Below are 24,151 nucleotides of genomic sequence, written 5' to 3' on the forward strand. Positions count from 1 at the left end.
CAGATATGGTCGGGGAGGGGTTTATTGATTGGCTCGCATCAATGAGACTGCGCTCCCCCACCGCGCCAGACCGCCGATGCCTCCCCTCAAATACCCGCGCTGGGCGCTGACCCTGCTGGCCACCGCCCAGCTGATCATTGCCCTGGATGCCACCATCATCTTCGTTGCCCTGCATGACATGGGTCGCGCGCTGCAGATCAACGCGCAGCAACTGCAATGGGTGGTCAGTGCCTACACCGTGGCCTTCGGCGGCAGCCTGCTGCTCGGCGGGCGCGCCGCCGACCTGATCGGCCGCCGCCGCTTCTACCGGCTGGGCATGCTGCTGTTCGCGCTGGCCTCGCTGCTCGGCGCGCTGGCGCCGAACGCCACGCTGTTGATCATCGCGCGCGCCGCACAAGGCGTCGGGGCGGCGCTGCTGTTCCCGGCCACGCTGGCGCTGATCAACACGCTGTACGCCGAAGGCCCGGTACGCAATCGTGCGCTGGCGATCTGGAGCATGGCCAGCGCGGTCGGCCTGGCGCTGGGCACGCTGCTCGGTGGCGTGCTGACCCAGGCGTTCGGCTGGCCGGCGGTGCTGGCGGTGATCGTGCCGCTGGCCACGGCGTGCGCGGTCGCGGCCGGTACATGGCTGCCGGCCGATGGTCCTCGCGTGCAGGGCCGTTCCTTCGATCTGGCCGGTTGTCTCACTGTCACCGCTGGCGGCAGCCTGCTGGTCACCACCCTGGTGCAAGGGCCGGAGTGGGGCTGGACGGCGCCGGCCACGCTCATCTGCCTGCTGCTTTCAGCCGTACTGCTGACGGTGTTCGTACAGATCGAAAAGCGCAGCCGTGACCCGCTGATGCAGTTCGCACTGCTGCGCCTGCCCGGCCTGCGCGCGGCACTCGGCCTGACCTTCGCCTTCATGAGCAGCTATGGCGTGCAGTACTACTTCTTGGCGCTCTACTTCCAGGATGGCTATGGCTGGAGCCCGCTGCAGGCCGGCATGGCCTTCCTGCTTCCGACATTGGTATGCACCTTCGGCATCCGTATTGCCGAACGCATGCTGCGGCGCCGTTCACCACGGCAGGTGCTGGCCTGGGGCTTCGCGGCCGGTGCCATCGGCATCAGCGCGGTGGCGCTGGCGATGCCGCATGGCGCCAGCTACTGGCCGCTGCTGCCGGGCATCGTGGTGCTCAGCGTCGGCCAGGGCATGAGCTGGACGGCGATGTGGATCGTGGCCGGGCACGGCGTGCCGGGTCCGCAGCAAGGCGTCGCGTCCGGCATGGCGGCCACCGCCCAGCAGATCGGCGGCGCCTTGGGGTTGGCGGTACTGGTGATGGTCGCCAACGCCGCGCGCGGCACGCAGGCGGCAACCAGCCCTGATGCGTTGCAGGGCATGGTCAATGCACAGTACGGCGCCGCGCTGTTCGCCGCGCTCGGCGTGGTGATCGCGCTGGGCCTGCGCCCGGCGCCGGTAGACTCGGCAGCGACTGCCTGCCTGAGCACCGACGCATGATCGAACTGCTGGACCTGCAACAGACCCTGCATGCCTTCGCTGCCTGCAACGATGACGATGAGGTGTGGAACGCCTTCGGCTGGGTGATGGCCAGCAACGAGGACCTGCAGGCTGCGCGGTTGTGGTTGCCGTCATCCAGTGATGAAGCGCTGGATGACGACGGCGAGCGATCGGCCGCTTCGGCAGCGATGGGGCTGTTCCCGTATCTGGAGCCGGCCACGTTTGCCGACGTGCTGGATGTGCAGAAGCGCCAACGCCCGCTGTCGTCGCTGCAGGACTACGCGCAGGCACTGGCGTACTACGCCGAGTACGACGCGTTCCAGCAGGTCGAGGGTATCGACGAGGCTCTGGGCGAAGCGGGTGCTGAGGAACAAGTGGAGGCGCGCGAGGCAGGGGTGGGCGCAGGCATCTTCGCTTCGTTCGATCTGTGCCTGGTGGCGTGCCCGGCTGACCAGCTGAAGGCTGCTGCGCAGCGCGTGGCGCGCCTGCTGGAGATTCCGGTGGGCGAGGCGTTGGCGCGCTGCCGTGCGTTGCCGCTGGTGCTTGGTGAAGCGCTGGATCGTCGCCGCGCGCAGGCGATCAAGGATGATTTCGAAGCGATCGGTGCGACCGTGCAGGTGCACGGGTTCAAGCCGTTCCCGTGGATGGATGCACCCGTATTGCGGTAGTGCCGGCCGCTGGCCGGCAACCTCAGGTTCGTTGGATCATTGCAGTTGCCGGCCAGCGGCCGGCACTACCAAGCCTGGGTAAATCACCCGGCGGCCAGCAACTGCGGTTGCAGCGCGCTGAAGATCCGCGCCAGCCGCTCCCAAGGATGACTTCGACGCCACCGGTGCCACCGTGCAGGTGCACGGGTTCAAGCCGTTCCCGTGGATGGATGCGCCCGAATTGCGGTAGTGCCGGCCGCTGGCCGGCAACCTCAGGTTCGTTGGATCATTGCAGTTGCCGGCCAGCGGCCGGCACTACCAAGCCTGGGTAAATCACCCGGCGGCCAGCAACTGCGGTTGCAGCGCGCTGAAGATCCGCGCCAGCCGCTCCGCCCATGCCTGCTGCCCGGCGGCATCGGCGATCAGGTCCTGGCGGATCTCCAGTTCCACGTGCACCAGACCGCGGCCCTCGCCATGCACCGGCACCGCGTAGTCGCTGGTGCTGCTGACCGAATAGGGTTCGTTGTCACCCACCACCAGGTCGCCTTCGTCGCGCAGTGCCTGCAGCAGTGCATGCGCAAAGCGCGTGTCCTGGTGGTACAGCACGCCGGCATGCCACGGCCGCTGCATGCCGTTCATCGCCGGGGTGAAGCTGTGCATCATCACCAGCAGGGTGGGGCGACCGGCATCGCGGCGTGCGTCCAGTTCGGCGTCGATGCGTGCGTGGTACGGCGCATGGATCGCATCAATGCGCTGTTGCCGCTGCGCCGCCGACAGACCGGCATTGCCCGGGACCACGGTGTGGTCGCTCACCTCCGGAATCAGCGTCGGCGAGGCCAGTGGGCGGTTGCAGTCGATCAGCAGCCGCGAATAGGTCTGTTCGATCGCCCAGGCATCCAGCCGTTCGGCCAGTGCGCGGGTGGTGCCGGCAATGCCGATGTCCCAGCCGATGTGGCGACCCAGTTCGGCCTGTGGCAAGCCCAGGCCGGCGAGGGTACCCGGCACCTGTTGGCCGGCATGGTCGGCCAGCAGCAGGTACGGCGAAGCGCCCTGAGGCCGGTGAATCGCGTAGATTGCCGGATCATCGGCGCCGAGCAGCGCCGACAGCGCATGCAGGTCGGCGTCAGCCACGCGGGCGCCCGTCCAGGTGGTGCTCGATCATCCACAGGCCAGCCCAGAGCTTGGCGTCCAGCTCGTAGCCTTCGCCCATCTTCTGCACCAGCCAGGCCGCGGCCTCACTGCGTGGAATCTCGTGCACGGTGATGTCCTCGCTGTCATCGCCGCCACCTTCGCCGATCCGGCGCAGGCCGGTGGCACGGACGAAGGCGATCTTCTCGCTGCTGGCGCCGGAGGACGTCGGGCCGATCATCAGCACTTCGGCGTGATCGGCGGTCCAGCCGGTTTCTTCTTCCAGTTCGCGCACGGCCGAGACTTCAATCGATTCGCCGGCGTGGATGTCGCCGACCAGGCCGGCGGGCATCTCGATGGTGGGTGCCTGCAGCGGCACGCGGAACTGCTCGACGAACAGCACCTTGTCCTCAGGGGTGACGGCGATGATGATTGCGGCCAGGCCACCGGCGTGGGTACGTTCGCTGTATTCCCAGGTGCCGCGCACCAGCATGCGCTGGTACTTGCCTTCATAGACGACACGCGGGGCTTCGGTGTTGCGCTGGCTCATGCGGGCTCGCCGGAATTGGAAAAGGATGGAGTGGGAACGGGGTCGGCCACACCGGCGGCATCGAACAGCCGGCGGCGGGTCATCGGGCCGAAGCGCAGGGTCTGGCACAGGCCACCAAGTAGCTCCGGATCGGCTGCCTGGCGCAGCAGCCCGGGCTGGCTGCCGTCCAGCGGCGCGTCCAGCGCGATGGTGGTCAGCTGGCGCCAGAGCTGGGCGTGCTCGCGCTGCTCGCGCAGGCGCACCGCCATCTGTGCCGCGCCGCGCAGGCGCAGGAACGGCACTTCGTCCAGGCGTTCGTACAGCGCATCCATGCTGCCGAAGTGGGCCAGCAGCACGGCGGCGGACTTGCTGCCGACACCACTGACACCGGGAATGTTGTCCACCGCATCGCCGCACAGTGCCAGGTAATCGGCGATCTGGTGCGCGTGCACGCCGTGCCGCGCCTTCACTCCGGCTACGTCCCAACGCTGGTTGCGTGCGTAGTCCCACTGCTCGTCGTGATCCAGCAGCAGCTGCGACAGGTCCTTGTCGGCGGAGATGATCACCCCGCGGTGGCTGCCACGGTGCACGTGCAGGGCGCTGCCGATCAGGTCATCGGCTTCGTATTCGTGGTGGGCAAGCACCGCAAGGCCCAACGCCGCGCACAGCGCCTTGCAGTGTACGAACTGGCGCTTGAGCGCTTCCGGCGCCGGGTCCCGATTGGCCTTGTAGGCAGGGTACAGGCGATGGCGGAAGCCGCTGTCGAGCGCTTCGTCGAAGGCGATGGCGATGTGCTGGGGGCGCTCGCGCTCCAGCAGGTCCAGCAGGAAGCGGGCGAAGCCGTGCACGGCGTTGGTCGGCCAGCCCTGCGCGTCCTGGAACTGGTCTGGCAGCGAATGCCAGGCGCGGAACACGTAGATGCTGGCATCAACCAGGTACAGCGACGGCGGCGGAGCCGGCAGGGTCATGCCGGTGGCGTCCAGTCGCGCAGCAGGGCCGCCGGATCGGGGCGCTCGCGCTCAGGTACATCGGCCTTGGGTGTACCGATGTGGATGAAGCCGGCGATGCGTTCGCCTTCGGCCAGGCCCAGATGTACCTGCACGACCGAGTCGAAGGCCATCCATGCAGTCAGCCACTGCGCACCGAAGCCCAGCGCCTGCGCGGCCTGCAGCAGGGCGAAGCAGACGCAGCCGGCGGTCATCAGCTGTTCCTGTTCGGGCACCTTCGGGTCCGGGCGCGGGCTGGCGACCACCACGATCACCAGCGGCGCATGGCTGAAACGCTGGCGGTCCTTCTCGAATACCGCCTCGCCGGCATGCGGGTCGCGCTGGCGGCTGCGCTCGGCCAGGAAGTCGCCCAGAGTGTGACGTGCATCGCCGGCAATCTTCAGGAAGCGGAACGGTATGCGCTTGCCGTGGTCGGGCACGCGCACGGCCGAGGCCAGCATGCGCTGCAGGGTGGCTGGATCCGGTCCGGGCTCGCCCAGTTGCCGCGAGGGCACCGAGCGGCGGGCATCCAGGGCAAGCAGGGCAGCGGGGTCGGGCATGGAGTCTGAACCGGTCATCACGGGTGTTTGATTATAGTCGGGGTGGTCAATGACGCCGTCTGTGTCGCGTCCCGCCCCTGAATATCAAACTGTGATGAACATCATGCCACTGGCGGGAAAGGGACGACCGCTTCCTCTCGCCTCGTGGGCCTCGCACGGCTTACGATATCTATCTTGCCGGGCCGCCGGTCATGAGGTTTGAAGTGAGGACTGTTTCACTGTCCGTGACGGGCTGGCCGGCCTACCATCGACGTACCGGTACATGGGGTGTGCCGGCCGTCGCGATGTCCATGCTGTCTGTCGTACCAGAGAAGGTGGGGAGCCTTCCCGAATGATGAGCGCGCCCACACCGATGGGATCGCCGGGCCGTGACCCGGTCCAGCTTCAGCGTGCCCGGGACATGGTCCTGCCGGCGCTGTGCCAGGCGTTCGGGGCCGCACTGGCGCGTTTCGACGATGCACTGTTCGACCGCGCCGGCAATGCTGGCTCGTCGCAGCTGCTGTTCCTGGATGCGATGCGCGAGCTGCGCCGTCGCCGTGAGGACATCGCCGCCGCCTTCGCCGGCCACCTGCAGCGGGCCTGGGATGCACTGGCCAGTGGCGAGCCGTTGTCGGCCGAAGCCACCCTGTCCGGGCCGGCCGAGGATGGCCTGAGCCTGCTGGCTGAACATGTACTGGAATCGCGGCTGGCGGTGCGCAATTTCGCCACCGTGCTGCTGCGTGACTTCAAGCCGGTGCTGGCGCGGCTGGACCGCCGCCTCGGCCGCCTGATCGGCGGCGCCGAGCTGGACGCCGACCACAACCCGGTCAGCCCCGAACACCTGGGCGTGGCCATCCATGAGGCCTTTGCCGGCTGCGAACTGGCGCCGGAAGTGCACCTGGTGCTGATCAAGCTGTGCGAGCGCGACCTGCGCGCGCCGGTGGGCCGCATCTACGAGAAGCTGGACGAGCAGCTGGCCGCCGCTGGCGTGATGTCGCAGATGGGGGCGCCGCGGCGTCCACTGTCTGCCGCGCCCGACCCGCGCATGGCGCCCGGGTCGGACGATCTGGTCGAGCCGCGCCACGCGGCGGGCTTCGAATCCGAATTCAGCGATGATGAACAGGCCGCGCCGGCCTGGGCACAGCGCTTCGCTGCGCGCTGGTCCGAGCGCCGTGGCCACATGCAGCAGCACCTCGGGAGCGAGGATGCCGGCAACGGCGAGGCGTATGCCGGCCAGCAGGGAATGCTGCTGGAGGCCCTGCATGAGCTGCTGCAGCAGACCCGTCATGTCCGCGAAGACGCCACCTCGGCCGCGCAGGTCGCGGTTGGCCAGCACCGCCCGTTGAGCCAGCGCGAGATGATGTCGGTGCTGTCGCTGCTGCAGGCCACGCCCAGCGCGACCCTGCGTGCGGCGATCGGCGAGGACGGCGAATCACTGGCGCAGCGGCTGAAGAGCGAAGTGCTGTCCAGCGCCACCCGCCTCGGCGTCGATCCGGGCCAGACCCGGCTGGACCCGCAGGACGAAGATGCGATCGATCTGGTCGGCATGCTGTTCGACGTGATGCTGGACGAACGCGAACTGGAAGGTCGCTCGCGCGAGCTGATCGGCCGCCTGGTCGTGCCCTTCGTCAAGGTTGCGATGCTCGACCGCCGCATGTTCGTGCAGAAGACCCACCCGGCCCGCAAGCTGCTCAACTCGCTGGCCGAAGCCTGCGAGGGCAATACCGGCGAAAGCCAGGCCGAGCGCATGCTGATGGCCAAGGTCGAGGAAATCATCGAGCGCCTGGTGGCTGAGTTCAACGAGAACCTGGCGATCTTCCTGACCCTGGAAGAAGAATTCCGCGAGTTCCTGGTGCAGCACCGCCGCCGCGTGGAAATCGCCGAGCGCCGCGCCGCCGAAACGCAGCGCGGCCAGGAGAAGCTGGAAATGGCCCGCAGCCGGGCCGGTGCCGAACTGGATCGCCGCATCGGCGATGCCACCCTGCCGCCGGCCATCGCCGAGTTCCTGCGCCAGCCATGGCAGCACCACCTGACCCTGGCGCTGCTGCGCGAGGGCGAGGAGGGCGCGTCGGTGGCCGAGGCACTGAGCCTGGCTGACGGCCTGCTGGAGGAAGTGGCCGAGGCCCGCCGCCAGATCGTCGGCAAGCCGTGGCTGCAGGCCTGGCAGCCGGTGCTGGCCAAGGTATTTGCCAGTGTCGGCGTGCACGGCGATGCCGCCACCGGTGCCATCGACGCCCTGCACGACACCCTGCAGGGCATTGCGGAATCGCGGCCGGAACTGCAGCGCGCGCTGCCGGAGCTGCCGCAGGTTGCCTTGCCGGCGCCGCCGGTGGCTGAGTCGCCAGCGGTGGAGCTCGGCGGGCAGATCGACGCCGACGATTTCGACAACGCCGATGCCGACCGCTTCCGACGCATGGAAATCGGCAACTGGCTGGACTTCGTCGACAAGGACGGCAAGGTGCAGGCCGGCAAGCTGTCCTGGGTCAGCCCGATTTCCTCGCGCCTGCTGTTCGTCAACCGCCGCGGCGTGCGCTTCTGCGTGGCCTCGCCGGAAGAGCTGGCGGTGATGGTGCGGCTGGGCCGCCTGCGCGCCCATGTGGACGATGGCGCCTTCGACAGCGCGATGCAGGGTGTGATCGACCGCCTCGACCCGGGCAGCGCCACCCTGCACTGAGCGCTGGCCGCCTGCTAGGATCGGGAAAACTCACCGATCAGCGGGGACCTGCATGGCCGTGGCGTTGCTGGGGATCAAGGAGACCGCGCCGGGCGAACGGCGCGTGGCGTTGACGCCGGAAACCGCGCGCAAGCTCGGTGCCTTGGGCATCACTGTCTGGTATGAGGCCGGCGCCGGTCTGGCGGCGGGATTTACCGATGCTGCCTATGACGACGCCGGTGCACGTGTGTTCGATGAAGGTCGCTGGGCCGAGATCGATATCCTGCTGTGCGTGCAGGCACCGACGGTGGCGGTCCTGGAGCAGCTCAAGCCCGCTGCCAGCGTGGTCGGCCTGCTGACTCCGGCCAGTGATCCGGCGCTGGCCTCGCTGGCGGCCGATGATCGCCTGCAGCTGTTCCCGCTGCAGCAGCTGCCGCGCACCACCCGTGCGCAGGCGATGGATGTACTCAGTTCGCAGGCCGGCATGGCCGGCTACAAGGCCGCGCTGATCGCCGCCGAACGCGCGCCGCGCTTCTTCCCGATGCTGACCACCGCCGCCGGCACCGTGCGGCCAGCCAAGGTGCTGGTGATCGGTGCCGGTGTGGCCGGGCTGCAGGCCATCGCCACCGCACGTCGTCTCGGTGCACAGGTGGAAGGTTTCGACGTGCGCCCGGAAACCCGCGAGCAGATCCAGTCGCTGGGCGCGCGCTTCCTTGATCTTGGTGTGAGTGCAGCCGGTGAAGGCGGCTATGCGCGTGCGTTGACCGATGAGGAACGCGCCGAGCAGCAGCGCCGGCTGGCCGACCACCTGCGCAGCGTGGATGTGGTGATCTGCACGGCAGCGGTACCGGGGCGACCGGCGCCGACGATCGTGACTGCCGCGATGGTGGAAGGCATGGCCACCGGCAGCGTCATTGTCGATCTGGCGGCAGAGAGCGGCGGCAACTGCGCACTGACCCAGCCGGGGCAGTGCATCGAACATCAGGGCGTGACCATCGATGGCCCGCTGGGCCTGGCCAGCCGCGGCGCGACCCAGGCCAGCGAGATGTACGCGCGCAACCTGCTCAACTTCGTCGCCTTGTTCGTGCGCGAAGGGGAGCTCAGTTTCGACTGGGACGACGAGTTGCTGGCGAAGACACGCTGGCAGGCGTGAGCCGGTAGCGCCGGTTGCCTTCCCGGTAGATCCACGCCATGCGTGGAGGAACGGCCCAGTGTGCGGACCAGGGGCCGCACCCACCCTGCGGATGCCGGCGTTACCGCGGCTTCGCCGGCGGCGGGTTGTCGCGCACCCAGTCCTTGCGTTGTTCCGGCGTCATCTGCGACCAGCGCTCGCGCAGGGCGTCGCGCTGTTCCGGCGGCATGTTCCGCATCTGACCGAACAGGGCCCGGGCCTGCTCACGCTGTTCCGGGTTCATGTGCTCGAAGCGGCGCAGGCCACGGCGGGCCTTGTCGCGCTCCTCCGGGCTCATCGATTGCCAGCGCTGGCCGTGCGAAAGCATGCGCTGGCGCTGGCCGGCATCGGCGCTGTTCCAGCGGTCGCGCAGCGGCGCCAGCAGGGATTCGCGCTGCGCTTCGCTCAGGTGTTCCCACGCCGGCAGCGGTGCGGCCGGCGCAGGGCGTGCGGCAGGGGCGGGCGCGGCGCTCTGCGCCAGTGCCGGGAAGGCCGGCAGCAGCAACAGGGTCATCAGCAGTGGCAGGGTAGGCAGTCGGGACATGATTTACTCCATCGCCAGGTCGGTATCGCCCAGCCACAGGTACAGATCGGGATTCTCGTCGTAGAGCGCGCCGTTGTCTTCCACTGAAGCAAGCACGGGGGCCGGCGCCGGACCGGCAAGCGTGCCATGGCCGGTGAACTGCAGGCCGATGCCCAGTGCCACGACCAGTGAACAGGCGCTGGCCAGCCACCAGCGCCAGCGTCCGCGATGGGCGGCCGTGGCGCCGTGGCGTGCCTGGCGCAGCCGTGCCAGCGTGGCCGGCGACAGCGCCTGCAGCGACTGCGCGTGCAGGCTGCGCAGGGTGTCATCGGAAGGCAGGGAGCGGTTCACGGGTGGGTCTCCAGATAATCCTGCAGCGCCTGGCGGGCGCGTGCCAGATGGGTTTTTACCGCGCCTTCGCTGCAGTCCATGGCGCGGGCGGTGGTGGCCCCGTCCAGGTCCTGCAGCACGCGCAGGGTGAAGGCCTCGCGCTGGCGGGCGGGCAGGCGGCGCAACGCGTCCACCAGCTGTTGGTACTGCTGGCGCTGTTCGTGCGCCTGTGCCGGGTCCGGGCCGGGGTCAGCCCAGTCGATCTCGCCGCCGTCGGCGTCCTGGTTGTCGCGCCAGAACGGCAGTCGGAAGCGGCGCCGGCGCTGCACGTCGATCACGCGTCGGCGCAGGATGCTCCAGAACAGCGGGGCCCATTCGGCAGCCGGCTTGTCGGCGTAGTCCAGCATGCGCAGCAGCGCGTCCTGCACCGCGTCCATGGCGTCTTCGCGCTGGCGCAGGCCGGCCTCGGCGAAGCGGAACGCGCGCGGGCCAACACTGGCCAGGAACGCCTCCAGCGACGCCGGCAGGGCATCGGTCTCGGCGCTCGGGGGGACGGGGCTGCTCACCAGCACAGGGTACGGTTCCTCGCTCGGGGTCACCATCGACAACGCGTGAGCGCGGCTTCGGTTGACGCCGGGCGCGCACCGGGTTCAGCCCATGGTTATGATGGGACGACGAAGACAGAGCAGGAGCGTTGCCGGTGAGTGACGGGTTCGTAGCGCTGTACATCTTCATGCTGGCAGCCATCGCCGGCCACGTGATCATTTCGCGGGTGCCGGTGATCCTGCATACCCCGCTGATGTCGGGCTCCAACTTCATCCACGGCATCGTGCTGATCGGTGCGATGGTGGTGCTGGGGCACGCGCAGACACCGCTGGAGAAAGCTCTGGGCTTCCTCGCCGTGGTGCTTGGTGCCGGCAACGCCGCCGGTGGCTACGTGGTCACCGCGCGCATGCTGGAAATGTTCAAGCCGAGCGCGCCCAAGGGCGGCAAGGACGAGCCGAAGGAGCCGCAGGCTTGAACATCAGCACCGTCGAACTGCTCGATTGGCTGGTCAAGGCCAGCTACCTCGTCGCCGCCACGCTGTTCCTGCTGGGCCTGCAGCGCATGGCCTCGCCGCTGACCGCGCGCAGCGGCATCCGCTGGGCCGGGCTGGGCATGCTGCTGGCCACGGTGGCGACTTTCTTCCTGCCCGAACTGCACAACGTGCCGCTGATCCTGGTGGCGCTGCTGCTGGGCGCGGGCCTGGCCTGGTGGTCGGCCGGCAAGGTTGCCATCACCGACATGCCGCAGATGGTGGCGCTGTACAACGGCATGGGCGGCGGCTCGGCCGCGGCCATCGGTGCAGTGGAACTGCTGCGCTACGCCTTCCTCGCCAACCGTGATACCAGCCACTGGAGTGCGCAGGCGTTGGCCGACCTGGCCGCGCGCCAGCCGTCGGGCATGGTGCTGCTGCTGGCGGTGGTCGGCGCGGCCATCGGCGCGGTGTCGCTGTCCGGCTCGGTGATTGCCTGGGCCAAGCTCGATGGCCGCCTGGACAAGCGCGTGACCTGGCCGGGCCAGCAGGTGATGAACCTGGTGGTGGCACTGGCGGTGGTGGTGCTGGCGATCATCGCGGCCAGCACGCTCAACACCTGGGCGATCGTCGCCTTCTTCGTGCTGGCGCTGGCACTGGGCGTGCTGATGACGCTGCCGATCGGTGGCGCCGACATGCCGGTGGTGATCTCGCTGTACAACGCGTTCACCGGCCTGGCGGTGTCGTTCGAAGGCTATGTGCTGGGCAACGAGGCGCTGATCATCGCCGGCATGATGGTCGGCGCGGCGGGCATCCTGCTGACCCGGCTGATGGCCAAGGCGATGAACCGGCCGATCCGCAACGTGCTGTTCTCCAACTTCGGCGGCGGCGGCGTCGGCGGCGAAGCGCAGGCGATCACTGGCGCGCAGAAGCCGATTGAAGCGTCGGACGTCGCGGCGATGATGGCCTACGCCGAACGCGTGGTGATCGTGCCCGGTTATGGCATGGCGGTGGCGCAGGCCCAGCACAAGATCTGGGAGCTGGCGCAGCGGTTGGGCCAGCGCGGGGTGAAGGTGAAGTTCGCGATCCACCCGGTGGCTGGGCGCATGCCTGGGCACATGAACGTGCTGCTGGCCGAAGCGGGTGTGCCCTACGACCTGATCGCCGACATGGACGACATCAACCCGGAATTTGCCAACACCGATGTGGTGCTGGTGATCGGTGCCAACGACGTGGTCAATCCGGTGGCACGTACCGACCCGGCCAGCCCGATCTACGGCATGCCGGTGCTGGATGTGGTCAACGCGCGCAACGTGGTGGTGATCAAGCGCGGCAAGGGCACCGGTTTTGCCGGCATCGAGAATGCGCTGTTCTACGCCGACAACACCCGCATGCTGTACGGCGATGGTGCGGAAGCGGCGGCCTCGCTGGTGAGCGAACTGAAGGCGCTCGACGGCGGGCATTGAGCGGCGGCTGCATCGGGTAGGTGCGGACCTTGGTCCGCATGCTTCTGCCGGCCAGCGGCCGGCACTACCGAATCCATGCGTGGTGGTTGCATCGGGTAGGTGCGGACCTTGGTCCGCACGCTTCTACCGGCCCGCGGCCGGCACTACCTGCCGGTGGGTCAGCGCGCCAGCCAGGCGCCCACGACCACGGCCACGGCCAGCCACAGCCATTCCATCGCACCATTGGCCAGGGTGACCAGGGTCCAGGCCAGGTGCGGGCCCATCCGCGTGGTGGCGGCCCACAGGTCCAGGCCGATCGAGCCGCCCATCCAGGCGCTGGCAATGGCCCAGTTGGCCACGGCGGCCACCAGCAGGGTGCCCAGCACGACCAGGGCGATGCGCAGCCGGCCCGGGCCCAGTGTGCCCAGGCGCAGCATGAACACCAGTTCCAGGGCGGACACTACCGCCATCCAGCCGACCTGTCGGCCGGTCATCAGCGCCAGGACCATCCAGGCGAGGGGAGCAACAAGCAGACCCAGCAACAGCATGAGGGGCCAGAGCCAGGTCACGGTCCTGGCACGCGCGGCATTGGAGGACATCGAAGCTCCCTGAAGATCACCCACAGGATACTGTGGTTTGCCGCAGTGCACCGGCGGCGGCAGGGCGGCTGGGCTAGAATGCCGTCTTGCGTGGCCTTGGCCACGGCCCCATATCGGTCCCCATGTATTCCCGTAGCAGCGAACCTGTCCACTTCGAACGCGATTGCGAGGCCGTGATGGTCCCGCAGGGCGACACCGTGACCCTGCCCGCCGGCAGCTATGGGTACATCACCCAGGCGCTGGGCGGCAGTTATTCGGTGTTCGTCGAGGGCAACCTGTTCCGCATCGCCGGCAAGGACGGCGACGCCATCGGCAAGGAGGCACCGGCACCGCTCGAGCTGCCGGCCGACGCCACCGATGAACAGGTGGAACAGCTGGTGTGGCAGCAGCTGCGCACCTGCTTCGATCCGGAAATTCCGGTGAACATCGTCGAACTGGGCCTGGTCTACGAGGTCGAGATCAAGCACCTGGACGAAGGCAAGCGCGAGATCGACGTGAAGATGACCCTGACCGCACCGGGCTGCGGCATGGGCGAGATCCTGGTCGACGACGTGCGCAGCAAGCTCGAAATGATTCCGACGGTGGCCGAGGCCGACGTCGACCTGGTGTTCGACCCGCCGTGGAACCAGCACATGATGTCCGAGGCGGCCCGGCTCGAGACCGGCATGCTTTGACCCACGGCCCGCAGTGACGCGGGCCGGGCATTACCCGCAACCAGAACAGGAAATCTCCGGTGTCCCAGTCCATTCCCAGCTTCGCCGTCACCCGTTCGGACCACCCGCGCAGCGCTGAAGAGCGCGCCCAGATCCTGGAGAAGCCGGGTTTCGGCCTGCACTTCACCGACCACATGGTGGAAGTGCGCTGGGACAAGGACACCGGCTGGCACAACGCCAACGTGCGCGCCTACGGTCCGCTGCAGCTGGACCCGGCCGCGGCCGTGCTGCACTACGGCCAGGAAATCTTCGAGGGCATCAAGGCCTACCGCCATGCCGACGGTTCGATCTGGACCTTCCGCCCGGATGCCAACGGCCGTCGCCTGCAGCGTTCGGCGCAGCGCCTGGCGCTGCCGGAACTGCCGGTGGAGATCTTCGTTGAATCGCTGAAGCAGCTGATCGCCGTCGACAGCGCCTGGGTGCCGTCGGCCGATGAGTCGAGCCTGTACTTCCGTCCGTTCATGATCGGCGACGAAGCCTTCCTCGGCGTGCGCGGCGCGCACAAGGCCGGCTACTACGTCATCGCCAGCCCGGCCGGCCCGTACTTCGCCAAGGGCGTCGCCCCGGTGTCGATCTGGCTGTCCACCGAATACGCACGTGCAGCCAAGGGCGGCACCGGTGCCGCCAAGTGCGGTGGCAACTACGCGGCTTCGCTGCTGCCGCAGCAGAAGGCGCAGGCACAGGGCTGCTCGCAGGTGCTGTTCCTCGACCCGGTCGAGGGCAAGTACCTGGAAGAACTGGGTGGCATGAACGTGTTCCTGGTCTACAAGGACGGCACGCTGGTTACCCCGCAGCTGTCCGGCAGCATCCTCGAAGGCATCACCCGCGAGAGCATCCTGCAGCTGGCCCGCGACCGCGGCATGAAGGTCGAAGAGCGCAAGGTCAGCATCGACGAGTGGAAGGACGGCGTTGCCTCCGGCGAGATCACCGAAGTGTTCGCCTGCGGCACCGCGGCGGTAGTTACCCCGATCGGCCAGCTGAAGGGCGAGGGCTTCTCGGTGGGCGACATCAACGCCCCGGCCGGCGAAGTGACCATGTCGCTGCGCAAGGAACTGACCGACATCCAGTACGGCCGCCTGCCGGACCGCCACAACTGGCTGGTCAAGCTGGGCTGATCGCCCGCGTTGAACCGGTAGCGCCGGGCCATGCCCGGCGGCGCTTCTTGAAAGCCCGTCCCAGTGACGGGCTTTCTGCGTTGTGGGCCCGCCCGTCGACCGCAGCAGACGGGCGCTTGACGCAAATAGGTTTGCAATGCAAACTAAATTCAAGCGACCCCGATGGAGCGTGTCATGCAGCAGCCGTCCGTCATTGATCCTTCCTCGCGCCTGCAGGCGCTGACCCGTGAATATTCGCGGTACTCGCGAAGTGCCGGGGGCCTGTCGGCGATGGCAGGCGGCATTGCCTGCCTGGCCTCGTTCCTTGCCGGCGCGCTGCTGCCGACCACCCTGGCGCTGCGCATCGTGCTGATTGCCGTGCCGGTGCTGTGGATCGTCGGCAAGCAGTGGCTGGCGCGCCGCTACTACCAGCGCCTGGGCCAGGTTGAGGAGCAGGTCACGCCGGCAGAACGCAACTTCCAGCGCTTCTTCATCGCCTTCACCGCGCTGGTAAGCGTGCTGGTGATCGGCAGCGTGCTGACCCGGCTGGCGCCGATGGGCGAGCTGCCCTGGGACCTGCGCGCCATCGGTTACCTGGCCGTGGTGGCGCTGCTGCCCTGGGTGGTGTGGCGCTGGCTGCGTACGCCGCTGGAGTTCATCGTGGGCGTGTTCCTGCTGTGCCAGGCCGCGCTGGCCTTCACCGGGCAGGCGTATGGCTTCGGCCCGAGCACGGCGGTGTTCCCGCTGGCATCCATCGCACTGATCGTGGTCGGCTGGCGTGACCACCAGCGCTTCCAGCGGCTGCAGGTGGAGATGCGCGCGTTCATGGTGGCGCGGACGAACGTCGGATGACCCAGCTGCCTGATTCCAGAGCATTGCTCCAGCTCGACCGCTTGATCCACGAGCCGGCACGCCTGCTGATCCTGTCGATCCTGGCAGGTGCCGAATCGGCCGAGTTCGGCTTTGTCGAACATCTCAGCGGGTTGAGCAAGGGCAACCTCTCCAGCCATCTGAGCAAGCTTGAAGCGGCAGGGCTGGTCGCAATCGACAAGTCGTTCCGCGGCAAGCGCCCATTGACCACCCTGCAGTTGACGCCGATGGGCCGCACTGCCCTGGCCGAGTACCGCACGCAGCTGGCGGCGATCGTTGCCGGCATTCCCGATCCGGATCGAAAGGACGCCTGACATGACATTGCTCCCGCGCCTGTTTGCAGTTCTGGTTGTTTCCTTCTCTGCCCTCATCGGCGCGGCTGCGGCTGCAGATCCGCGCCAACAGGGAGCTGCGCTGACCACGCAGTTCTACGAAGGGCACATCGACGCCCTGTGGGAACGGATGACGCCGCAGATGCAGGCGGGGCTGCAGTCCCCGCAGAACCTGGTGGCGCTGCGCGAGCAGGTGCTGGCGGGCTGGGGCGCAGAAACCGAGCTGGTCAGTGAGAAGGTCGAGAAGGTTGATGGATTCGACACCTATCTGCGGCAGGCGCGCTTCGCCAGGAGCCCAGACGTCATCCAGGTGCTGTGGGCCATCGATGCCGACGGGCGGATTGGCGGCTTCTACATCCGCCCGCTACAGACCACGCCGCCGCAGGCCGCAGCGAGCGGGTTCCTCGACTACCAGACCCGCACACGGCTGCAACTGCCGTTCAACGATGAGTACTACGTGTTCTGGGGCGGGCGTACCGTCGAACAGAACTACCATGCGGCCCATGCCGGCCAGCGCTTCGCGCTGGATCTGCTGGTGGTCCGCGATGGCCGGTCGCACCGTGGCGATGGCCTGCGCAACGATGATTACTACTGCTTCGGTCGCCCGATCCTCGCGCCCGCCGACGGCACGGTGGTGGAGGTGATCGAGGGTGTCGCCGACAACGTGCCGGGCCAGATGAATGCCGCCCAGCTCACCGGCAACCGCGTCATCCTCGACCACGGCAACGAGGAATACTCGGTGCTGGCGCACCTGCGCCAGGGCAGTGTGCGTGTGGCGCAGGGACAGGCTGTCCGCAGCGGCGCGCACCTCGGTGACTGTGGCAACAGCGGCAACTCCTCCGAGCCGCACCTGCACTACCAGCTGCAGGCCGGGCCCGTGTTCGGTGTCGGCGAAGCGCTGCCAGCACAGTTCTCCGGTTATGTGGCCGATGACCAGCCGGTTGCGCGCGGCGAGCCGGTCAAAGGTCAGCGGATCCGGCCGGCGCGCCTCCCGCAGGCAAAGTAGTCAGCGCGTCCGACGCGATGGGCAGGCACGCCGCGGGCACGCTGCGCCGTCGTTGGTGTCAGCAGTGGACGCCGATGTCGGCAAAGTCATCGCAGGACACGTGATGACCCAGTCAGGTGCGTGCAGGGCAGGAGAAAGTTCCTTCACCTTCACAAACCCTCGACCCGAAAAGTCTCAGAACGAACATTTCATCTTGCTGAAAAGACGCTGAAAATCTTGTGGTGTCCGGTTTTGGTCATTAGCGTCATCTGCACGGCGGATCGTTAGGGGGATCCGCTGACTCGCCGGACTTCGAACCTCGCCAATGCAAGCCAGCCCAGGGTTCGGGCCGGTGCTTCTGCCGATTCCGGCATTCACACCACAAGAAAGGGAAATACGATGTCCCAGGTAACGCAACAGCGTGTGCGTCGAGTGTGGGTGGTCCTTGGTGCGTCCGTTCTGTCATCGCTGCTGCTGGCCACGCCTGCGCTGGCCGGTGATGTCCAGCTCAGCGGCCTGCAGTCCGCACAGACCCACCAGCGTTTCATCGTGAAGTACCGCGACGGCAGCGCGCCGGTGGCCAACACCACCGCACTGGCCTCTTCGCTGAAGAGCGCCGCCGCCGGCCTGGCCAGCAGCCAGGGCCGCGCGCTGGGCCTGCAGCAGGTCCGCAAGCTGGCCGTCGGCCCGACCCTGGTCAAGACCGATCGTCCGCTCGACCAGGCCGAATCCGAGCAGCTGATGCGCAAGCTGGCCGCCGACCCGAACGTGGAGTACGTTGAAGTCGACCAGATCATGCGTGCCACGCTGACCCCGAACGACACCCGCTTCAGCGAGCAATGGGGCTTCGGCACCTCCAATGCCGGCATCAACATCCGGCCGGCCTGGGACAAGGCCACCGGCACCGGTGTGGTCGTGGCGGTGATCGATACCGGCATCACCAATCACGCCGACCTCAATGCCAACATCCTGCCGGGCTACGACTTCATCAGTGATGCGGCGATGGCGCGCGACGGCAACGGCCGCGACAACAACCCGAACGATGAGGGCGACTGGTACGGCGACAACGAGTGCCAGGCGGGCTACCCGGGTTCGAACTCCAGCTGGCACGGCACCCACGTGGCCGGCACGGTAGCGGCGGTGACCAACAACAGCACCGGCGTGGCAGGTACTGCGTTCAACGCCAAGGTCGTGCCGGTGCGCGTGCTCGGCAAGTGCGGCGGTTACACCTCCGACATTGCCGACGCGATCGTGTGGGCGTCCGGTGGCAGCGTCAGCGGCGTGCCGGCCAATGCCAATCCGGCCGAGGTCATCAACCTCTCGCTGGGCGGCGGCGGCAGCTGCTCGACCACCTACCAGAACGCGATCAATGGCGCTGTCGGGCGTGGCACCACCGTGGTGGTCGCTGCCGGCAACAGCAACACCAACGTGTCCTCGTCGGTGCCGGCCAACTGCCCGAACGTGATCGCAGTGGCGGCCACCACCTCGGCCGGTGCGCGTGCCAGCTTCTCCAACTATGGCAACGGCATCGACATCTCGGCACCGGGCCAGGGCATCCTGTCCACCCTCAACAGCGGCACCACCACCCCGGGCAGTGCCAGCTACGCTTCGTACAACGGCACCTCGATGGCAGCACCGCACGTGGCCGGCGTGGTCGCGCTGATGCAGTCCGTAGCCCCGAGCCCGCTGAGCCCGGCGCAGGTGGAGAGCATCATCAAGAGCACTGCACGTCCGCTGCCGGGCGCCTGCTCGGGCGGCTGCGGCGCCGGCATCATCGACGCCGACGCGGCCGTGGCTGCGGCGATCAACGGTGGCGGCCCGAACCCGGGTGGCAACGTCCTGCAGAACAACGTTCCGGTTACCGGCCTCGGCGCTGCCAGCGGCGCTTCGCTGAGTTACACCGTGAACGTTCCGGCCGGCAGCACCCAGCTGCGCGTGGCGATCAGTGGCGGCAGCGGTGATGCCGACCTGTACGTGCGCCAGGGCAGTGCCCCGACCGATACCGCCTACACCTGCCGCCCGTACCTGAGCGGCAACAGCGAGACCTGCACCATCAACAGTCCGGCTGCCGGCACGTGGTATGTGCGGGTGAAGGCCTACAGCACCTTCTCGGGCCTGACTCTCAACGCCCAGTACTGAGCCCAAGCCCCTCTCCATGGGCACGCCCCGGCTCCGGCCGGGGCGTTTTTGCATGGGGACGCGCGGTGATACGAGCCGCCGCGTCGTAGTAGGTGCCGACCTTGGTCGGCACGCTGTTCCTCAGACCGATTCGAAGCGGTTCGCGGCCACGTTCTTGCGCACGTGCTGCGGGTCGAAAATCCGCCCGTTCATCGCGATGTACACGCCGCTCGGCAGCGACTGTACCGCACCGATCGCGCAGCCGATGTTGAACTCCGCATCCGAGCCGCGGAAACGCGCCGGGCTCAGCGCGCCGGTCATCACGATGGTCTTGTCCGGGATCGTCGCCAGCACCTGGCCGGTCTGCACCATCGAATCGGTGCCGTGGGTCACCAGCACGTGGCGGGTCGGCTGCGCGGCGATGGTGGCGCGGATCAGTTCGCGGTCCTCATCGTTGATGTGCAGCGAATCCTTGCGCAGGATCGGAATCACGTTGAAGCGGAACGTCACGCCCAGCTCGCGCAGGATCATGCCGATCTGGGGGTCGCCGATCTGGTAGTCCGACTTGTCGTCGAAGTAGATCTTGTCGATCGTGCCACCGGTGGTGACGACCAGGAGCTCTTCCATCATGTGCATGCGCGAAACCAGGACAGGTACAGCGGCGCGGGGCCAGGAACACAGATGATACGGCCCGGCGGCCGCAGCGTCAGCGTCGCTTGCTGAAGCGGGCGCGCAGCCCCGGCAGGCTGGCGCTGAAGATCACCAGCAGCGCCAGCGCGATCTCGATCAGCGCCAGCCAGCGTGTTTCCGGGTGGCTCCAGGCACTCATCACCCCGTGGCTGAACCAGCCCAGGGCCAGCACCGAGGCCCAGAAACCGGCCTTGCGCCAGCCCAGTCGCAGGGCAACGGCCAACGCCAGCGGCGGCGCGGTGAACACCAGCTGGGTGGCCAGCCAGTGCTTGTCATTGATGAACCAGCCGGCGAACAGCGCGGCCAGCCCCATCAGGGCCAGCAGCAGGGCCGTGCGCGGCGCGGCGCTCATCGGGCCAACCGCTGTGCGATGTCGGCCACCCGGCGGCCCAGCGCGCGCGCCAGCACGGCTTCATCGTCGGTCGGCTGCGGGTCGTCGGCTGCACCGGCCACATGGCTGGCGCCATACGGCGTGCCGCCACTGGTGGTGTGGCTCAGCGCCGGCTCGGTGAACGGGATGCCGACGATCACGCAGCCATGGTGCAGCAGCGGCACCTGCATCGACAGCAGGGTCGATTCCTGGCCGCCATGCATCGAGGCGGTGGAGGTGAACACGCCGGCCGGCTTGCCGGAGAGGGTGCCGTTGACCCATTCGGCGCCCAGCCCGTCCAGGAAGTGCTTGACCGGCGCCGCCATGTTGCCGAAGCGGGTCGGGCTGCCGAGCAGCAGGCCCTGGCATTCGACCAGGTCCTGCACGCTCACGTAGGGGGCACCATCGTCGGGGACCGGAGGTTGTGCGGTCTGGGTCACGGCGGCCACCGGCGGCACTGTGCGCAGGCGCGCGGTCATGCCCGGCACTTCGCCGATGCCCCGCGCGATCTGGCGCGCCAGCCGTGCCACTGAACCGCCCCGGCTGTAGTACAGCACCAGAATCTCGCCCATCGTGCCCGCTTCTCCTCGTCGTGTGGCCACCAGTATGGCTATCCTGCGAGCATTCCGCATCGGGTACCCTTTCGCCGATGGAACCTTTGGATACGCTCAACCTGTGGATGGAGCGCGCGCGGGATCGCGCACGGGCCATCAGTTTCGGCCGCTTCCTGTGGCATCGCTTCCTCGACGACCGCCTGTTCCAGGCAGCGGCGGCGCTGGCCTACACCACGGTGTTCGCGCTGGTGCCGCTGGCCATCGTGGTGTTCGGCGTGCTCTCGGCCTTCCCTGTCTTCGACCGCTGGAGTGACCAGCTCAGCGATTACGTCTTCTCCAACTTCGTGCCCAACGCCGCGCGTGCGGCGGAGGGCTACCTGCGGCAGTTCTCGGCCAGTGCCGGCCAGCTCACCGCCGCCGGCTTCATCGCACTGGTGGTCTCGTTGCTGATCACCCTCAACAGCGTTGAAGAGACCTTCAACCAGATCTGGCGCGTGGGCTCGACCCGGCCCAAGCTGACCCGCTTCCTGGTCTACTGGACCGTGCTGACCCTGGGCGCAATGCTCGCTGCCGCTTCGCTGGCGGTGTCGGCGCGGGTGTTCGCGATGCCACTGTTCGGCACCCAGGAGGGCCGCTGGCTGGCCGAGTTCGCGCTGCGGCTGGCGCCGATCCTGATCGAGTTCGTCTGTATAACGCTGATGTTCCGGGTGGTGCCGCACCACACCGTGAAATGGCGGCACGCGGTGCCCGGCGCGATTCTCGCGGCGGTCATCCTGGAACTGGTGAAGTGGGGCATCGGCGCCTACCTGGGCAGCTTCCAGTCCTACCAGAAGCTCTACGGCACGGTCGCCTTCGTGCCGATCCTGCTGCTGTGGATCTACCTGTGCTGGGTGGCGGTGCTGCTGGGCGCGTCGCTGTCCTCGTCGATGGCCGCCTTCCGCTACCAGCCGGTGGAACTGCGCCTGCCGCAGGGCTACGAGTTCTATGGCCTGCTGCGCCTGCTCGGCCGCTTCCACCATGCCCGAGCCAAGGGCAAGGGCCTGGCCGATGATGAAATCCTGCGGCTGGAGCCGATGCTGACCGATTCGCTGCTGCAGGACCTGGCCTGCAACCTGCAGGAGATCGGCCTGCTGCGCCGCGATGAACGTGGCGAATGGCTGCTCTCGCGCGACCTGGACCAGGTCAGCCTGGCCGATCTGTACGAATGTACCCAGCTGCGCATTCCGGTAGCCGAGCAGCATCTGCCATACCGCGACGACACACTGGGCCGTGCTGCGCTGGCGGCACTGGACGATCTGCGGCTGCCCCTGCGCGAACGCCTCAAGCGCAAGGTCAGCGATATCTACACCGATTCCGGAGACATGCCATGACCCGCAAGACCCCGTTGCTGCTCCCGCTGGCCCTGTTGCTGGCGCTGTCGGCCTGCAAACCGGCCCAGGAGCCGACCCCCGCCAGCAGCCAGCCGCCAGCACAGGCACCGACGCCGACCACACCGGCACCGGTCGAAGAGACCCCGGCCGAGCGCACCACTGCCGAGTTCCCCACGCTGAAGATGAAGGCGGTGGATGGCAGCGACTACGACCTGGCGGCGCACCGCGGCAAGTGGGTGATCGTGAATTTCTGGGCGACCTGGTGTGCCCCGTGCCGCAAGGAGATGCCGGAGCTGTCGGCGCTGCATGCGATGCGCAGCAACATCGAGGTGGTTGGCCTGGCCTATGAGGATATCGAGGTACCGGAGATGCAGTCGTTCCTGACCAAGCACCCGGTGACCTATCCGATCGTGATCGTGGACCCGTTCGATCCGCCGGCGGACTTCGCCACGCCGCGAGGCCTGCCGTTGACGCATCTGCTGAATCCGCAGGGCAAGCTGGCGCACACCTTCCTCGGCCCAGTGACGGCCGCCGACATCGAAAAGCAGATCGCCAGCGCAAAGTAGTGGGTTGGTCGGCAGGGCCTGCGGCCCTGCACCCGTGGAGGCCAGAGCAACAGCAACAGCAACAGCCGAAGCAAAGGCGGGTCTCCTGAGGGATGGCGGGGTGGGGCCGGTTGCGGGGGCCGCTGCAAGTACGTCCATGTAAGCTCGGTCGCCGCTTGCTCGTGTGCGCAGTCCTGCGCACACGGCAAGACCGGGGTTGGGCATCCTGCCCAACCCGCCCGAGGCATGCCTCGGGCCATGCGGCTCACGCCCCCGCAACCGGACCCACCCCGCCTTCGACAGATCTCCGCGATCTGCAGTAGATCCACGCCATGCGTGGATGAATCTCCATCGGAATCGAATATTTCGAATGGGAATCGAAAAGCATCCACGCATGGCGTGGATCTACTGTGTCGACCAAGGTCGACACCTACCAACAGCCGCAGGGATCTGTCAGAGGTGGGGCGGTGTGGGTGGGCAGGACCGTTGGCGCCATGGATGGCGCCATCGAGCCCCCATGGACGGGTCTACGGCGTGTCCTGCCCACCCACACCGCCCCGCCATCCCGCGGATAGCCGCTGTTGCTGTTGCCGTTGCGTTGAGCAGGTGCAGGGCCGCAGGCCCTGCCGACCCACCCTAATCTTCGACCGGGAAGTCCTCGATCGGCTTCAGTACATCGTAGTGCTCGCGATGCAGCTTGCCCTTCAGCTTCGGCAGCTCCGGCAACGGTGCATCCACCCGCGTGTCCGGCAACCGGTCCAGCAGGTTGCGCACCAGCGTCAGCCGACCCAACCGCTGGTCGTTGAAATCCACCAGCGTCCACGGTGCCGCCTCGCGATGCGTCGCGCGCAGCATCGCCTCGCGGGCCTCGGTGTAGGCGCTGTACTTGCTGCGGGATTTCAGGTCCACCGGGGAGAGCTTCCAGCCCTTCAGCGGATCGAGGTGGCGCTCGGCGAAGCGTTTTTCCTGCTGTTCCTGATCCACGCACAGCCAGTATTTGAACAGCAGGATGCCGTCGTCCACCAGCAGTTGCTCGAATACCGGCGCCTGATGCAGGAACTGCTGGTACTCGGTTTCGCTGCAGTAGCCCATCACCCGCTCCACGCCGGCACGGTTGTACCAGCTGCGGTCCATCAGCACGATCTCGCCGGCGGCCGGAAGGTGCGAGGCATAGCGCTGGAAATACCACTGGGTGGCTTCGCGGTCGGTGGGCTTGGGCAGTGCCACCACCCGGCATTGACGCGGGTTGAGGTGCTGGCTGATGGCCTGGATCGCGCCGCCTTTGCCTGCGGTATCTCGGCCTTCGAACAGCACCAGCAGGCGTTGCCCGCTGTGCTGCACCCAGCGCGCCATCGCGGTCAGTTCCAGCTGCAGCGGCAGCAGCAATTCGTCGTAGTCCTTGCGCTTGAGCTTGGCCATCATCACACCACGCGGGGAGGAAGCCCGAGCG

General features: G+C 67.7%; 26 protein-coding genes. 14 read left to right on the plus strand and 12 right to left on the minus strand.

The genetic code is table 11. The features are described 5' to 3' along the window. Positions 1–76 precede the first annotated feature (76 nt). Both ACZK33_RS03655 and ACZK33_RS03660 read left to right on the plus strand, forming a co-directional pair. Positions 77–1,495: an MFS transporter gene (locus tag ACZK33_RS03655; protein ID WP_423175475.1), complete on the plus strand. Its 1,419-nt coding sequence runs from the start codon at positions 77–79 to the stop codon at positions 1,493–1,495. After that, complete coding sequence (locus ACZK33_RS03660) at positions 1,492–2,163, plus strand: DUF7716 domain-containing protein (RefSeq protein ID WP_423175477.1); 672 nt, start codon at positions 1,492–1,494, stop codon at positions 2,161–2,163. The genes ACZK33_RS03655 and ACZK33_RS03660 overlap by 4 nt, the downstream gene beginning before the upstream one ends. 312 nt (positions 2,164–2,475) lie before the next feature. On the opposite strand, the gene ACZK33_RS03665 is transcribed toward ACZK33_RS03660, so the two are convergent. From ACZK33_RS03665 to ACZK33_RS03680, 4 genes are read right to left on the minus strand one after another with little or no spacing between them, the layout of a single operon-like run. Continuing rightward, positions 2,476–3,273 (minus strand): N-formylglutamate amidohydrolase, encoded by a 798-nt coding sequence (locus ACZK33_RS03665; RefSeq protein ID WP_423175478.1) that lies wholly within the window; start codon positions 3,271–3,273, stop codon positions 2,476–2,478. After that, positions 3,266–3,820, minus strand: coding sequence for an NUDIX hydrolase (locus ACZK33_RS03670; RefSeq protein ID WP_010481791.1), 555 nt, complete (start codon positions 3,818–3,820; stop codon positions 3,266–3,268). The genes ACZK33_RS03665 and ACZK33_RS03670 overlap by 8 nt, the downstream gene beginning before the upstream one ends. Continuing rightward, positions 3,817–4,767: a 5'-3' exonuclease gene (locus tag ACZK33_RS03675; RefSeq protein WP_049422875.1), complete on the minus strand. Its 951-nt coding sequence runs from the start codon at positions 4,765–4,767 to the stop codon at positions 3,817–3,819. Before ACZK33_RS03675 ends, ACZK33_RS03670 begins: the two co-directional genes overlap by 4 nt. Then, positions 4,764–5,345 carry a nitroreductase family protein gene (locus tag ACZK33_RS03680; RefSeq protein ID WP_423175481.1) on the minus strand — a complete coding sequence of 194 codons (582 nt, stop codon included), beginning with the start codon at positions 5,343–5,345 and terminating at the stop codon, positions 4,764–4,766. Before ACZK33_RS03680 ends, ACZK33_RS03675 begins: the two co-directional genes overlap by 4 nt. Positions 5,346–5,676: 331 nt before the next feature. Between ACZK33_RS03680 and ACZK33_RS03685 the strand changes: the two genes are divergently transcribed. Then, a complete protein-coding gene (locus ACZK33_RS03685) occupies positions 5,677–7,998 on the plus strand; it encodes a DUF1631 domain-containing protein (protein WP_049422876.1) in 2,322 nt (773 codons plus the stop codon). Positions 7,999–8,050: 52 nt separating this feature from the next. Next, entirely contained in the window at positions 8,051–9,130 is a 1,080-nt protein-coding gene (locus tag ACZK33_RS03690) for an NAD(P) transhydrogenase subunit alpha (RefSeq protein ID WP_423175483.1), read from the plus strand. A gap of 100 nt (positions 9,131–9,230) precedes the next feature. On the opposite strand, the gene ACZK33_RS03695 is transcribed toward ACZK33_RS03690, so the two are convergent. Genes ACZK33_RS03695 through ACZK33_RS03705 form a run of 3 tightly spaced genes read right to left on the minus strand, consistent with a single transcriptional unit; the run spans position 9,231 to position 10,603 of the window. Continuing rightward, a complete protein-coding gene (locus tag ACZK33_RS03695) occupies positions 9,231–9,692 on the minus strand; it encodes a DUF3106 domain-containing protein (protein WP_423175485.1) in 462 nt (153 codons plus the stop codon). Between the two features lie 3 nt (positions 9,693–9,695). Beyond that, the gene (locus ACZK33_RS03700; RefSeq protein WP_262226213.1) at positions 9,696–10,022 is read right to left on the minus strand and encodes a DUF3379 domain-containing protein; all 327 of its coding nucleotides are present in this window, start codon (positions 10,020–10,022) and stop codon (positions 9,696–9,698) included. Next, entirely contained in the window at positions 10,019–10,603 is a 585-nt protein-coding gene (locus ACZK33_RS03705; RefSeq protein WP_423175487.1) for an RNA polymerase sigma factor, read from the minus strand. The genes ACZK33_RS03700 and ACZK33_RS03705 overlap by 4 nt, the downstream gene beginning before the upstream one ends. 98 nt (positions 10,604–10,701) lie before the next feature. On the opposite strand from ACZK33_RS03705, the gene ACZK33_RS03710 reads away from it, so the two are divergent. Both ACZK33_RS03710 and ACZK33_RS03715 read left to right on the plus strand, forming a co-directional pair. After that, positions 10,702–11,022 (plus strand): NAD(P) transhydrogenase subunit alpha part 2, encoded by a 321-nt coding sequence (locus tag ACZK33_RS03710; RefSeq protein WP_005408173.1) that lies wholly within the window; start codon positions 10,702–10,704, stop codon positions 11,020–11,022. Next, the gene (locus tag ACZK33_RS03715; protein WP_423175489.1) at positions 11,019–12,482 is read left to right on the plus strand and encodes an NAD(P)(+) transhydrogenase (Re/Si-specific) subunit beta; all 1,464 of its coding nucleotides are present in this window, start codon (positions 11,019–11,021) and stop codon (positions 12,480–12,482) included. The genes ACZK33_RS03710 and ACZK33_RS03715 overlap by 4 nt, the downstream gene beginning before the upstream one ends. A 158-nt stretch (positions 12,483–12,640) precedes the next feature. Here the strand turns inward: ACZK33_RS03715 and ACZK33_RS03720 are convergent, their stop codons facing one another. Further along, positions 12,641–13,060 (minus strand): hypothetical protein, encoded by a 420-nt coding sequence (locus ACZK33_RS03720; protein WP_423175490.1) that lies wholly within the window; start codon positions 13,058–13,060, stop codon positions 12,641–12,643. A gap of 122 nt (positions 13,061–13,182) precedes the next feature. Here ACZK33_RS03720 and sufT point away from each other — a divergent pair, with 122 nt between their 5' ends. From sufT to ACZK33_RS03750, 6 genes are all read left to right on the plus strand, one after another. After that, positions 13,183–13,734: a putative Fe-S cluster assembly protein SufT gene (gene sufT, locus ACZK33_RS03725; RefSeq protein ID WP_005415385.1), complete on the plus strand. Its 552-nt coding sequence runs from the start codon at positions 13,183–13,185 to the stop codon at positions 13,732–13,734. 59 nt (positions 13,735–13,793) lie between these two features. Beyond that, a complete protein-coding gene (locus tag ACZK33_RS03730; protein WP_049463521.1) occupies positions 13,794–14,888 on the plus strand; it encodes a branched-chain amino acid aminotransferase in 1,095 nt (364 codons plus the stop codon). A 174-nt stretch (positions 14,889–15,062) separates the two neighbouring features. Continuing rightward, complete coding sequence (locus tag ACZK33_RS03735) at positions 15,063–15,719, plus strand: hypothetical protein (protein WP_423175492.1); 657 nt, start codon at positions 15,063–15,065, stop codon at positions 15,717–15,719. Continuing rightward, positions 15,716–16,051 (plus strand): transcriptional regulator, encoded by a 336-nt coding sequence (locus tag ACZK33_RS03740; RefSeq protein WP_012510131.1) that lies wholly within the window; start codon positions 15,716–15,718, stop codon positions 16,049–16,051. Before ACZK33_RS03735 ends, ACZK33_RS03740 begins: the two co-directional genes overlap by 4 nt. A 1-nt stretch (position 16,052) precedes the next feature. After that, a complete protein-coding gene (locus ACZK33_RS03745) occupies positions 16,053–17,075 on the plus strand; it encodes a M23 family metallopeptidase (protein ID WP_423175493.1) in 1,023 nt (340 codons plus the stop codon). 378 nt (positions 17,076–17,453) lie between these two features. After that, positions 17,454–19,193: a S8 family peptidase gene (locus ACZK33_RS03750; protein WP_423175495.1), complete on the plus strand. Its 1,740-nt coding sequence runs from the start codon at positions 17,454–17,456 to the stop codon at positions 19,191–19,193. Positions 19,194–19,313: 120 nt separating this feature from the next. Here the strand turns inward: ACZK33_RS03750 and ACZK33_RS03755 are convergent, their stop codons facing one another. The 3 genes from ACZK33_RS03755 to wrbA all read right to left on the minus strand — a co-directional run bounded on the left by ACZK33_RS03755 (position 19,314) and on the right by wrbA (position 20,804). After that, the gene (locus ACZK33_RS03755; protein ID WP_032130424.1) at positions 19,314–19,799 is read right to left on the minus strand and encodes an asparaginase domain-containing protein; all 486 of its coding nucleotides are present in this window, start codon (positions 19,797–19,799) and stop codon (positions 19,314–19,316) included. Between the two features lie 79 nt (positions 19,800–19,878). Beyond that, positions 19,879–20,214, minus strand: a complete 336-nt coding sequence (locus tag ACZK33_RS03760) for a DUF2069 domain-containing protein (protein ID WP_423175496.1) — start codon at positions 20,212–20,214, stop codon at positions 19,879–19,881. After that, positions 20,211–20,804 (minus strand): NAD(P)H:quinone oxidoreductase, encoded by a 594-nt coding sequence (gene wrbA, locus ACZK33_RS03765; protein WP_012510135.1) that lies wholly within the window; start codon positions 20,802–20,804, stop codon positions 20,211–20,213. The genes ACZK33_RS03760 and wrbA overlap by 4 nt, the downstream gene beginning before the upstream one ends. Positions 20,805–20,881: 77 nt before the next feature. Between wrbA and ACZK33_RS03770 the strand changes: the two genes are divergently transcribed. Further along, entirely contained in the window at positions 20,882–22,156 is a 1,275-nt protein-coding gene (locus ACZK33_RS03770; RefSeq protein ID WP_032130426.1) for a YihY family inner membrane protein, read from the plus strand. Next, positions 22,153–22,722, plus strand: a complete 570-nt coding sequence (locus tag ACZK33_RS03775; RefSeq protein ID WP_423175498.1) for a TlpA family protein disulfide reductase — start codon at positions 22,153–22,155, stop codon at positions 22,720–22,722. Before ACZK33_RS03770 ends, ACZK33_RS03775 begins: the two co-directional genes overlap by 4 nt. A gap of 615 nt (positions 22,723–23,337) precedes the next feature. Here the strand turns inward: ACZK33_RS03775 and ppk2 are convergent. Beyond that, positions 23,338–24,120, minus strand: coding sequence for a polyphosphate kinase 2 (gene ppk2 / locus ACZK33_RS03780; RefSeq protein ID WP_024957330.1), 783 nt, complete (start codon positions 24,118–24,120; stop codon positions 23,338–23,340). Positions 24,121–24,151: the final 31 nt, after the last annotated feature.

It is taken from the genome of Stenotrophomonas sp. 86156_Sma, assembly GCF_056481625.1.

Excerpts from the sequence above, each read along its gene's own strand:
- ACZK33_RS03655 (WP_423175475.1), top strand. The coding sequence starts at position 77 with ATGCCTCCCCTCAAATACCCGCGCTGGGCGCTGACCCTGCTGGCCACC.
- ACZK33_RS03660 (WP_423175477.1), top strand. The coding sequence starts at position 1,492 with ATGATCGAACTGCTGGACCTGCAACAGACCCTGCATGCCTTCGCTGCC.
- ACZK33_RS03670 (WP_010481791.1), bottom strand. The coding sequence starts at position 3,820 with ATGAGCCAGCGCAACACCGAAGCCCCGCGTGTCGTCTATGAAGGCAAG.
- ACZK33_RS03675 (WP_049422875.1), bottom strand. The coding sequence starts at position 4,767 with ATGACCCTGCCGGCTCCGCCGCCGTCGCTGTACCTGGTTGATGCCAGC.
- ACZK33_RS03680 (WP_423175481.1), bottom strand. The coding sequence starts at position 5,345 with ATGCCCGACCCCGCTGCCCTGCTTGCCCTGGATGCCCGCCGCTCGGTG.
- ACZK33_RS03685 (WP_049422876.1), top strand. The coding sequence starts at position 5,677 with ATGATGAGCGCGCCCACACCGATGGGATCGCCGGGCCGTGACCCGGTC.
- ACZK33_RS03690 (WP_423175483.1), top strand. The coding sequence starts at position 8,051 with ATGGCCGTGGCGTTGCTGGGGATCAAGGAGACCGCGCCGGGCGAACGG.
- ACZK33_RS03695 (WP_423175485.1), bottom strand. The coding sequence starts at position 9,692 with ATGTCCCGACTGCCTACCCTGCCACTGCTGATGACCCTGTTGCTGCTG.
- ACZK33_RS03705 (WP_423175487.1), bottom strand. The coding sequence starts at position 10,603 with ATGGTGACCCCGAGCGAGGAACCGTACCCTGTGCTGGTGAGCAGCCCC.
- ACZK33_RS03720 (WP_423175490.1), bottom strand. The coding sequence starts at position 13,060 with ATGTCCTCCAATGCCGCGCGTGCCAGGACCGTGACCTGGCTCTGGCCC.
- sufT (WP_005415385.1), top strand. The coding sequence starts at position 13,183 with ATGTATTCCCGTAGCAGCGAACCTGTCCACTTCGAACGCGATTGCGAG.
- ACZK33_RS03735 (WP_423175492.1), top strand. The coding sequence starts at position 15,063 with ATGCAGCAGCCGTCCGTCATTGATCCTTCCTCGCGCCTGCAGGCGCTG.
- ACZK33_RS03740 (WP_012510131.1), top strand. The coding sequence starts at position 15,716 with ATGACCCAGCTGCCTGATTCCAGAGCATTGCTCCAGCTCGACCGCTTG.
- ACZK33_RS03745 (WP_423175493.1), top strand. The coding sequence starts at position 16,053 with ATGACATTGCTCCCGCGCCTGTTTGCAGTTCTGGTTGTTTCCTTCTCT.
- ACZK33_RS03750 (WP_423175495.1), top strand. The coding sequence starts at position 17,454 with ATGTCCCAGGTAACGCAACAGCGTGTGCGTCGAGTGTGGGTGGTCCTT.
- ACZK33_RS03755 (WP_032130424.1), bottom strand. The coding sequence starts at position 19,799 with ATGGAAGAGCTCCTGGTCGTCACCACCGGTGGCACGATCGACAAGATC.
- ACZK33_RS03760 (WP_423175496.1), bottom strand. The coding sequence starts at position 20,214 with ATGAGCGCCGCGCCGCGCACGGCCCTGCTGCTGGCCCTGATGGGGCTG.
- wrbA (WP_012510135.1), bottom strand. The coding sequence starts at position 20,804 with ATGGGCGAGATTCTGGTGCTGTACTACAGCCGGGGCGGTTCAGTGGCA.
- ACZK33_RS03770 (WP_032130426.1), top strand. The coding sequence starts at position 20,882 with ATGGAACCTTTGGATACGCTCAACCTGTGGATGGAGCGCGCGCGGGAT.
- ACZK33_RS03775 (WP_423175498.1), top strand. The coding sequence starts at position 22,153 with ATGACCCGCAAGACCCCGTTGCTGCTCCCGCTGGCCCTGTTGCTGGCG.
- ppk2 (WP_024957330.1), bottom strand. The coding sequence starts at position 24,120 with ATGGCCAAGCTCAAGCGCAAGGACTACGACGAATTGCTGCTGCCGCTG.